At 72.0% G+C, this 10,377-nt stretch carries 8 protein-coding genes; 5 read left to right on the top strand and 3 right to left on the bottom strand.

Annotated features, from left to right (window positions below; all coding sequences use genetic code 11):
- Positions 1-217 precede the first annotated feature (217 nt).
- Positions 218-1,702 carry an AlkA N-terminal domain-containing protein gene (locus ACWGDE_RS30810; protein WP_453392312.1) on the top strand — a complete coding sequence of 495 codons (1,485 nt, stop codon included), beginning with the start codon at positions 218-220 and terminating at the stop codon, positions 1,700-1,702.
- A gap of 21 nt (positions 1,703-1,723) precedes the next feature.
- Positions 1,724-2,236, top strand: a complete 513-nt coding sequence (locus tag ACWGDE_RS30805) for a methylated-DNA--[protein]-cysteine S-methyltransferase (RefSeq protein WP_453392311.1) — start codon at positions 1,724-1,726, stop codon at positions 2,234-2,236.
- A gap of 42 nt (positions 2,237-2,278) precedes the next feature.
- Here the strand turns inward: ACWGDE_RS30805 and ACWGDE_RS30800 are convergent, their stop codons facing one another.
- The gene (locus tag ACWGDE_RS30800; protein WP_453392310.1) at positions 2,279-2,707 is read right to left on the bottom strand and encodes a hypothetical protein; all 429 of its coding nucleotides are present in this window, start codon (positions 2,705-2,707) and stop codon (positions 2,279-2,281) included.
- 77 nt (positions 2,708-2,784) lie between these two features.
- Positions 2,785-3,285: an NUDIX domain-containing protein gene (locus tag ACWGDE_RS30795; RefSeq protein ID WP_453392309.1), complete on the bottom strand. Its 501-nt coding sequence runs from the start codon at positions 3,283-3,285 to the stop codon at positions 2,785-2,787.
- A 242-nt stretch (positions 3,286-3,527) separates the two neighbouring features.
- Between ACWGDE_RS30795 and ACWGDE_RS30790 the strand changes: the two genes are divergently transcribed.
- Both ACWGDE_RS30790 and ACWGDE_RS30785 read left to right on the top strand, forming a co-directional pair.
- Positions 3,528-4,544: a glycosyltransferase family 2 protein gene (locus ACWGDE_RS30790; RefSeq protein WP_453392308.1), complete on the top strand. Its 1,017-nt coding sequence runs from the start codon at positions 3,528-3,530 to the stop codon at positions 4,542-4,544.
- A gap of 44 nt (positions 4,545-4,588) precedes the next feature.
- Complete coding sequence (locus ACWGDE_RS30785; RefSeq protein WP_453392307.1) at positions 4,589-6,991, top strand: hypothetical protein; 2,403 nt, start codon at positions 4,589-4,591, stop codon at positions 6,989-6,991.
- A 99-nt stretch (positions 6,992-7,090) separates the two neighbouring features.
- Here the strand turns inward: ACWGDE_RS30785 and ACWGDE_RS30780 are convergent, their stop codons facing one another.
- Entirely contained in the window at positions 7,091-8,821 is a 1,731-nt protein-coding gene (locus ACWGDE_RS30780; protein WP_453392306.1) for a BCCT family transporter, read from the bottom strand.
- A 144-nt stretch (positions 8,822-8,965) separates the two neighbouring features.
- Between ACWGDE_RS30780 and ACWGDE_RS30775 the strand changes: the two genes are divergently transcribed.
- Complete coding sequence (locus ACWGDE_RS30775; protein ID WP_453392305.1) at positions 8,966-10,114, top strand: glycerate kinase; 1,149 nt, start codon at positions 8,966-8,968, stop codon at positions 10,112-10,114.
- The last annotated feature ends 263 nt before the right edge of the window (positions 10,115-10,377 follow it).

Here is a 10,377-nt window from a genome sequence, read left to right as displayed (position 1 = left end):
GGTCAGGGCAGTGCCCTGGGAACGGGGGAAGGGCGGGGAGGGGACTCCGGCTCCGCGCAGCGGCACCCCGCACCTCCGGCGGGGCAGGCGGGGCTGCGGGGCGACGGACCGGCGGGCCGGCGGGCCGGTCCGCGGGGAGGGGAAGCCACGGACGGTGGATAGGCTTGGTGTCGGAAAATCGCCAGCTCGGGGAGCCGTCCGCCGGGAGGATGGGGGCATGTACACCGACACCGAGCGATGTGTGCGGGCCGTCCAGTCGAAGGACGCCCGCTTCGACGGGTGGTTCTTCACCGCCGTCAGGACCACCGGGATCTACTGCCGGCCCAGCTGCCCCGCCGTACCGCCCAAGGTCGAGAACATGACCTTCCTGCCCAGCGCCGCCGCCTGCCAGCAGAGCGGGTACCGGGCCTGCAAGCGCTGCCGGCCCGACACCTCCCCCGGCTCCCCCGAGTGGAACGCCCGCGCCGACGCCGTCGCCCGCGCCATGCGCCTCATCCAGGACGGCGTCGTCGACCGGGAGGGCGTTCCGGGGCTGGCCGCCCGGCTCGGGTACTCCTCCCGCCAGGTGGAGCGCCAGCTCAACGCCGAGCTCGGGGCCGGGCCGCTCGCCCTCGCCCGCGCCCAGCGCGCCCAGACCGCCCGGCTGCTGATCGAGACCTCCGGGCTCCCGATGGGCGACATCGCCTTCGCCGCCGGGTTCTCCTCGATCCGGACCTTCAACGACACCGTCCGCGAGGTCTTCGCCCTGGCCCCGAGCGAGCTGCGGACCAGGGCCGGGAGGAGCGCGCGGCAAGCCGGGGCCCAGGTGCCCGGCACCATCAGCCTGCGGCTCCCCTTCCGCGCCCCGCTGAACCCCTCCAACCTCTTCGGCCACCTCGCCGCGACCGCCGTCCCGGGGGTCGAGGAGTGGCGGGCGGGCGCGTACCGCCGCACGCTCCGGCTCCCGTACGGCACCGGCGTCGTCGCGCTCACCCCGCAGCCCGACCACATCGCCTGCCGGCTCGCCCTCACCGACCTGCGCGACCTCACGATCGCCATCAGCCGCTGCCGCCGGCTCCTGGACCTCGACGCCGATCCCGAGGCCGTCGACGAGCAGCTGCGCGCCGATCCGCTGCTGGCCCCGCTCGTGGACAAGGCCCCCGGGCGCCGGGTGCCCCGTACGGTCGACGCGGAGGAGTTCGCCGTACGGGCGGTCCTCGGCCAGCAGGTGTCCACCGCGGCGGCCCGTACGCACGCGGCCCGTCTGGTGAACGCCCTCGGCGAGCCGGTGACGGACCCCGATCCCGAGGGCGGGCTGACGCACCTGTTCCCGTCCTCGCAGGCCCTGGCCGGGCTCGACCCGCAGTCCCTGGCCCTGCCGGTCAGCCGGCGCACCACCCTGACCACGCTCGTCTCGGCGCTCGCCGACGGGTCGATCGGGCTCTCCGCCGACAGCGACTGGGACAGCGCCCGTGCGCGGCTGGCCGCGCTGCCCGGGTTCGGGCCGTGGACCACCGAGATCATCGCGATGCGGGCGCTGGGCGACCCGGACGCCTTCATCCCCTCCGACCTGGGGATCCGCCGGGCCGCGAAATCGCTCGGGCTGCCGTCCACGCCCGCCGCCCTGACCGCCCGCGCGGCGCACTGGCGGCCCTGGCGCGCGTACGCCGTGCAGTACCTGTGGGCCACCGAGGACCACGCCGTCAACTTCCTGCCCGCCTGACCTCCGAGGAGTACGAGGACCATGTCCAGCAGCAAGACCAGCAGCAAGCAGCACACCGTCGTCGACAGCCCCTACGGGCCGCTCACCCTCGTCGCCACCGACGGCGTCCTGAGCGGGCTCTACATGACCGGGCAGCGCCACCGGCCGGCCGAGGAGTCCTTCGGCGAGCGGGTCGCGGCCGGCGAGGAGCCCTTCCCCGAGGTGGTGCGGCAGCTGACCGCGTACTTCGCCGGGGAGCTCACCGAGTTCGACGTGCCGGTCCGGCTGGAGGGCACCGACTTCCAGCGCAGCGTGTGGGAGCAGCTCGTGCGCATCCCCTACGGGCAGACCTGGTCGTACGGGGAGCTGGCGGCGAAGCTCGGCAAGCCGAACGCGTCGCGCGCGGTGGGCCTGGCCAACGGGAAGAACCCGGTCGGCATCATCGTGCCGTGCCACCGCGTGATCGGGGCGTCCGGCTCCATGACCGGCTACGGCGGCGGCATCGACCGCAAGGTGCGCCTGCTCGCCTTCGAGTCCGGGGCCGAGCAGCTCTGACGCGCGGTTCCTGCCGGGCCGCGTCGGCCGGACGACGACCGGCTAGACGACGACCAGCGGGACCAGGAGGGCGAAGGCCGCCCCGGCCTCGACGGCGTAGGCGTACAGGGACGGGTGCTGGACGGGGGCCGCGAGCAGGACCACGCTCTGCTGGGCCGCGGCCGCTCCCACCCACTCCGCGTCGGCGCCGAGGCCGCCCTGGTACCAGCCCTCGCAGGAGCCGGGCCCGGTGACGGCGAGGACGTCGTCCTCGCGGCGGTAGAAGGCCTGCCATCCGGCAGCCGGCACGGACCAGGCCTCGAAATCGGTGAACAGGGCCCAGCCGCCGTCGCGGATCGCGGTGTCGAACATCCAGACCGGCACCCCGTCGGGGGTGACCTCGCCGCCGGCCTGCTGATCGGTGGTGAAGTGGACCATGGGCAGGGCGTCGGGCCCGTCGGCGGTGCTGGGCCAGGCGTACATCGTGATCATCTGCTGAATTCTGTCCTGCCCGGTGTAGGCGCGAAATAACGAGCGGGGCGGGTGGGCGCGGGTCCCGGGACCGAGGGTTACGAGGCCTGCGGCCGGCGCCCGTTCTCCAGCTCGGCCGTGCTCTCGCCGGACCGCAGCACCCGGTACGCCTCCTCGGCGCGACGGCCGAGCGAACCCGGCAGATAGTCCGTCAGCTCGGCCGGATCCACCAGCCGCCAGGAGACGAGCTCCTCCTCCTGGAGCTTGACGGAGGCGAGCTGCCCGGCGTCGAGCACGCCGCCGTCGTAGAGGTAGGCGACGAGCGGGGGCCGGCCCGGGCCGAGGCTCCAGTCCACGGCGAGCAGCCGGCCGAGCGGCACATCGATGCCGATCTCCTCGGCGCTCTCGCGGCGGGCGGCCGTGCGCGGGGACTCCCCCTCGTCGGACTCGATGGTGCCGCCGGGAAGGGCCCAGCCCTCCCGGTAATTGGGCTCGACCAGGAGCACCCGGCCCTCGGCGTCCCGGTACAGGGCGGCCGCGCCGGCCAGCACCCGGGGCAGGCTCGCGATGTAGGTGGCGTAGTCATCCGTGGTGGTCACGCGGCCACCCTACCCAGGCGCTCCGGGGCGGCGGGAGGAGTCCGCGGGCCCCGCGCACCAAGGCCCCGGGCGGCCGCCGGGAACGCACAGACGGTCGATTTACCGGTCGGTCAAGATGATATTCTGGCCGACCGTCCGGCCCGGCCGCACAGCTTCCGATCGGCCAGTTCACACCCGGTCAGATCCTCGGCGCTCTCGCCAGGGTCTTTACGCTCTCAAGTTTTGGGGACAGGCGACCACCCATGCACAACGCAGCAGCCTCGACGCACAACGAGGTCAACCACCCCGTTCCCGTGTTGTCGGTCGTCATCCCGATCTACAACGAGCAGGAAGCGCTGCCGCTCACGGTGGCCCGACTGCGTCCGATCCTGGACGGGATGGGCATCAGCTACGAGGTCGTCGGCATCGACGACGGCTCCACGGACGCCACCCCGGTGATCATGCAGAAGATCCGCCAGGACTGGCCCGAGCTGCGCATCGTGCGCTTCGCCCGCAACTCCGGACACCAGGCCGCACTGACCGCCGGCATCCACCGCGCCTACGGCGAGTACGTCGTCAGCATCGACGCCGATCTCCAGGACCCGCCGGAGAAGATCGTCGAGATGTACGAGCTGGCCCGCGACAAGGACCTGGACATCGTCTACGGCGTCCGCGGCGACCGCGGCACCGACACCTTCTTCAAGCGGCGCACGGCCGGCGCGTACTACTGGCTGATGCGCAAGCTCGTCGGCAAGAACATGCCCAACCAGGCCGGCGACTTCCGCCTCCTGAGCCGTGCCGCCGTCGACGCCCTGAAGTCCCTGCCCGAGCACCAGCCGGTCTACCGGCTGCTCGTGCCGTGGCTCGGCTTCAGCAGCGGCGAGGTCGTCTACGTCCGCGAGGAGCGGGTCGCGGGCGAGACGCACTACCCGCTGTCCAAGATGGTGCGCCTCGCCATCGACAGCATCACGAACTTCTCGGCGGCCCCGCTGCGGCTCGCCACCTGGCTCGGCCTGCTCAGCTTCGTGGTCTGCTTCTTCCTCGGGGTCTACACCGCCGTCCAGTACGCCCTCGGCTCGACCGTCCCCGGCTGGGCCTCGCTGTTCATCGGCATGGTGTTCCTCGGCGGCGTCCAGCTCGTCTGCGTCGGCCTGCTCGGCGAGTACATAGGACGGATCTACTCGGCCGTCCAGGCCCGGCCCGCCTACTTCGTCGGCTACGACTCGGCCGAGCAGGAGAACACCACCCACGGCGCCAGGAACTCCGAGTACGCGGCCTGAGCCCACGCCCGGCCGACGCACAGCCGACAGGAAGAACCCACGGTATGGACACAACTGAATACGCCGCCTCACGACCGTCGGCCCCGGCCGCACGGGCCGGGGCCGCGAACCCGGCGGACGGAACCGAGCAGCCCCTGGCGCACCGGTTCTGGCGCTTCCTGCCGGGCGTCACCGCATACCTCCTCCTCGTCGCGCTGCTGCTGCTCTCCGACACCTCGCCGAACGACATCGCCCGGTACACCGGTTACGCGCTCTGGGGCGTCATGCTCCCGGGCACCCTGGTGTTCCGGGCGCTGCGGCGACGGCCGTACACACTGCTCGAGGACCTGGCGTACGGCGCCGCCACCGGCCTCGTGCTGGAGCTGGTCGCCTGGTTCGTCGTGGTCTCCCTCGGGCTCCAGTCGTACGCCACCGCCTGGCCGCTCGCCGTGGTGATCCCCTTCGTCGCGGTACCGGCACTGCGCCGGCACTGGCGGCCGCGCGGCTACGCCCGCACCTCCCTGCGCTGGTCCTGGACGGTCTCCGGGCTGGTCATGTTCACCAGTTGGTACTTCTACGAGGACTTCCTGTCGAAGTACCCCGTGCTGTCCGACACGGAGTCCTCGCGGATCTTCGCCGACCTGCCCTACATGCTGTCGCTCGCCGCGAACGCGAAGCAGAACGTCCCGCTGACCTTCCCGCAGGCCGCCGGCGAACCCCTGAACTACCACTGGTTCTCCTTCGCCCACATGGGGATGAGCTCCCTGGTCGGGCACGTCGACCTGCCGGTGATCCAGACACGGCTCATGGTCCCGGCGCTCGCCGCGCTCGCCGTCGTACTCGTCGTCGTGGTGGCCCGGCGGCTCACCGGCCGCGCCTGGGCCGGCCCGCTGGCCGCCGCCCTGCTCTTCGTGATCACCGAGTTCACGGCGGTCTACCCGAACAACGTGAACACCTGGTTCTTCGGTGCCCCGTCGCTGCGGCTGATGTACTGGTCGAGCCAGTCCTACACGTACAGCCAGCCGCTGCTGATCGCCCTGCTGGGCGTCGTCGGCGAGGCGCTGCGCCGGCTGCGCATGACCGGCGCCGGCGAGCAGGACAATCCGGCCCCCCGGTTCGGCCGCGGGGTCTTCGTCCTGGTCGCCATGTTCGCGCTGGCCTCCAGCGCGGCCAAGGCCAGTTCGCTGCCCGTCACCCTCGCCGGCCTGGCGGTCGCCGGCCTCGTGGTGCTGATCGCGAACCGGCGCGTCCCGTGGACCGTGGTCGGGCTCGTCGGGGCGCTCGTCGGGGCCCTGTTCTTCGCGACGGCGGTGATCTTCAGGTTCGAGACCTACGGCCTGCAGATCGTCCTGCTGGGCAATTTCAACGACTTCTGGTTCGACCCGTCCCACGGCCACTCCTCGCTGCTCAAGGCCGTGCTCATCGTGACGTCGGTGGCCGTCTTCGTGCTGACCCACCAGCTCAAGACGGTCGGCATGTTCCCGCTGATCTGGCGCCGGAAGTTCAAGCTGGACCCCATCCAGTGGTTCCTGCTGGGTTCCGCCGTGGCGGGTCCCTGCGCCTACCTGGTCGTCAAGGGCTACAACGCCAGCTACTTCACCATGGCCGCGCTGCCCTTCGGGGCGATCCTCTCGGCCTGGGGCTTCTGCGAGGCGTTCGAACGCGCCGCGCTGCCCCGCCGGGCGAAGGCGGCGCTCGCCGTGGCCACGGTGGCCTCCGTCGCCCTACTCACCTGGGCGCTCTACCGCTACTCGGCCGAGTGGAACGCCTACGTCCTGCGCACGTTCGTGCACGACCAGACGCACAAGCCGTACCACTTCCTGCTGCCCGTGGCGGTGACGGCCGCGGTGCTGGCCGTGATCGCGCTGGTCGGCGGCCTCCTGTGGTGGGCCGGCGGCCGGGTGTGGCCCGCGCTGCGCGGCCGGGGCGGCATGGTGCTGCTGACCGCGGTCCTCGCCGCGGGTGCGCCGGGCGTCTTCCACGACGTCCTGCAGTCCAAGCAGCAGATCTGGGACAGCACCTGGACCCAGCCCGCCTCGCAGGTGAAGGCGGCCCGCTGGGTCCGCGCGCACAGCGACCCCGAGGACATCCTGGCCACCAACAGCCACTGCTGGGAGTTCGACAACTACACCCGCGGCGCCAAGTGCGAGAACACCCGCTCCTGGTGGCTCAGCGCCTACTCCGAGCGGTCGGTGCTGATCGAGGGCTGGGCGTACGCGCCCCGGATGGTGGCGAAGACCAAGGGCGGTGTCTCCTACCTGGGCCCGTTCTGGGACCAGGCACTGTTCGAGCTCAACGAGAGCGCCGTGTACCGCCCGACGGAGGAGATCCTGCGCCGGCTGCACGACGAGTACCACGTGCGCTACGTGGTGGTGCACCGTCCGTCGGGGCACGAGTCCCCGCGTCTGGGAGAGCTCGCCACGAAGGTGTTCGACAATGAGCAGGTCGCCGTCTACGAGCTCCGCTGACCGGCTGACCGCACGTGAACGAGGAAGGGCCCCGGCCGAGTGCCGGGGCCCTTTCGCGTGCTCGGTCGATCCGGTGGAACCGGCGGAGCGGACGGCGGGTCAGCCCTGCCCGGTTCCCGGGTCGCCCGGGGAGTCGTCGCGGTCGCGGTTCCTCGACTCCGCGACGCGCCGCAGCCGGGGGTGGCGGGCCGGTCCCTGCTCGGTGATGGCGTCGCCGACCATGGCCTTGACCGCGTCGCGCAGCCCGTGCAGGGCGTGGTGGCGGACGGGTCCCGCACCCGGGTCCTCGCGCAGTTCCTTCACCAGGGCCCAGCAGAGCAGCAGCATGACGATCACGAACGGCAGCGCGACCAGGATGGTGGCCGTCTGGAGGGACTTCAGGCCGCCCGCGACGAGGAGTACGGCGGCCACCGCGGCCATCAGCACGCCCCAGGTGACGACGAGCCAGGTCGGCGGGTGCAGGGAGCCCCGGCTGGTGAGCGAGCCCATCACGAGGGAGGCGGAGTCGGCGCTGGTGACGAAGTACGTCATCACCAGGGCCATCGCGATCCACGAGGTGAGCGAGCCGAGCGGGAGCGCGTCGAGCATCGCGAACAGCGAGGCCTCGGTGCCCTCCTTGACCTTGGAGGCCATGTCGGCGACACCGGTGGAGTCGAGGCGGATCGCGGTGCCGCCCATGACGCAGAACCAGATCACGGTGGCGCCGCTGGGGACCAGGAGGACGCCGATGAGGAACTCGCGGATGGTGCGGCCGCGCGAGATCCGGGCGATGAAGGTGCCGACGAACGGCGCCCAGGAGAGCCACCAGGCCCAGTAGAAGATGGTCCACGCGCCGAGCCACGCGCTGTCGGTGAAGGCGCCGGTACGGGTGGCCATGGGGAGCAGGTCGTGCAGGTAGCTGCCGACGCTCGCCGGGATCACGTCGAGGACGTAGACGGTCGGTCCCAGGACGAAGACGAAGAGCATCAGGGCCGCGGCGAGGACGATGTTGATCGTGCTGAGCCATTTGACGCCCTTGTGCAGGCCGGAGAAGGCGGAGAGCACGAAGGCGGCGGAGAGGGAGACGATGATGATCAGCTCGACGGTGGTCGAGTCTTCGATCCCGGTGGTGATGTTGAGGCCCTTGGAGACCTGGAGCGCGCCGAGGCCGAGGCTGGTGGCGGTGCCGAAGACGGTCGCGAACACGGCGAGCAGGTCGATGGCCTTGCCCTGCCAGCCGTTGGCCCGCTCCTCGCCCATCAGCGGGACGAAGGCGGAGCTGAGCCGGTTGCCGCGGCCCTTGCGGAAGGTCGCGTAGGCGAGGGCGAGGCCGGCGATCCCGTAGATCGCCCACGGGGTCAGGGTCCAGTGGAAGAAGGAGTAGTCGAGTGCGGCGCGGGCCGCGTCCCCGGTTCCGGGGGCGGCTCCGCTGGCGGGCGGCGGGTTCAGGTAGTGGGTGAGCGGCTCCCCCACCCCGTAGAACATCAGGCCGATGCCCATGCCCGCGCTGAACATCATCGCGATCCACGCGAGGTTCGTGAACTCGGGTTCCGAGTCGTCCTTGCCGAGGCGGATCCGGCCGAACCGGCTGATCGCGAGCACGACGCACATGACGAGGAACACGTCGGCGGCGATCACGAACAGCCACGCGAAGTTGTTCAGCACCCAGGCCAGCGCGGTGCTCGACGCCGAGTCGAAGGAGCTCTTGCCGAGCGCCGCCCAGGCGACGACGGCCAGGACGGAGATCACTCCGATGGTGACGACGGTGCGGTCGGGAGTGCCGTCATCCGGCCCTGCGGACCCCCCACCTGGGGAATCCGGACGTGGCTGTTCCAGTGAATCCGTGCTCATGCGGCCACACTATGCAGGCGTATATACCGATTTAGTCGTATGCCGCGCCGGGTGTGGCCCAGGCCACCCATGGGCATAGGAGGATCCTCCGGATAGGCTCATGGGTGGCGCGACTGCACTGTTCGATAGCAAGGGATTAGCAAGGTGACGGACGGAGCAGTAACTGAGACCGCGCGCGTGCTCATCGCCGCGGACAAATTCAAGGGCTCGCTCACGGCCGTTCAGGTCGCGGAGCGGGTGACGGCCGGCCTTCGCAAGGCCGTACCGGGCGTGGAGATCGAGACCCTCCCCGTCGCGGACGGCGGCGACGGTACGGTCGCGGCCGCTGTGGCGGCCGGTTTCGAACGCCGGGAGGTACGGGTCACCGGACCGCTCGGTGACCAGGTCACGGCCGCTTTCGCACTGCGCGAGGGCACCGCGGTGGTCGAGATGGCGGAGGCCTCCGGCCTCCAGCTGCTGCCGGCGGGTGTCTTCGCCCCGCTGACGGCGACCACCTACGGCTCCGGCGAACTGCTGAAGGCCGCACTCGACGCGGGAGCGCGCTCGATCGTCTTCGGTGTGGGCGGCAGCGCCACCACCGACGGCGGCGCGGGCATGCTCGCGGCGCTGGGCGCGGTGTTCCTGGATGCGAACGGTGAACCGGTCGGTCCGGGCGGCGGCGCGCTGGCGGGTCTGGCCTCGGCCGACCTGTCGGGCATCGACCCCCGCATCAAGGAGGTCGACTTCGTCCTCGCGAGCGACGTGGACAACCCTCTGACGGGTCCGAAGGGCGCTCCGGCGGTCTACGGCCCGCAGAAGGGGGCGTCGCCCGAGGACGTGGCGACGCTGGACGCGGCGCTGGCGCACTTCGCGGTGGTCCTGGAGAAGTCGATCGGCTCGCTGGCCGCGGAGGCCGCGGTCTCGCCCGGCGCGGGTGGCGCGGGCGGCATCGGCTACGGGGCGCTGCTGCTCGGTGCGTCGTTCCGTCCCGGCATCGAGCTGATGCTCGAGGTGCTCGGCTTCGCGCCGGCGCTGGAGCGGGCGACGCTGGTCATCACCGGCGAGGGCTCGCTCGACGAGCAGACCCTGCACGGCAAGGCTCCGGCCGGTGTCGCCGCGGCGGCGCGCGCGGCGGGCAAGCCGGTCGTCGCGGTCTGCGGCCGGCTGTTGCTCACGCAGGAGGCGCTTTCGGCGGCCGGGATCCGGCGGGCCTATCCGCTGACCGACCTCGAGCCGGACCCGGCGGTGTCCATCCCGAACGCGGGGCCGCTGCTGGAGCGGGTGGCGGAGAACATCGCGGCCGACGTTCTCTGACGCGGCGCGCGGCACTTCCTGCGGCCCGGGTCCCCTGACGGGGGGTCCGGGCCGTCGGCGTTTCCGCACGCCGGTGCGGGGGGGTGGGGCCTGCGGCGCTGGTCCCCTACCCGCCCTTCCCCCGTTCCCAGGGCTCCGCCCTGACCCGCCGGGCCCGGGCTGCGCCCGAGGCCCCTGGGGCTCCGCCCCGGACCCCGCGCCTCAAACGCCGGCCGGGGGGGATTTTCCAGCCCCTGCGGCGGGGCCGTGCGGGCCGCCGCCCG

The sequence above is a fragment of the Streptomyces sp. NPDC054956 genome (assembly GCF_053609185.1).
This window is presented reverse-complemented; position numbering and strand designations above follow the sequence as displayed.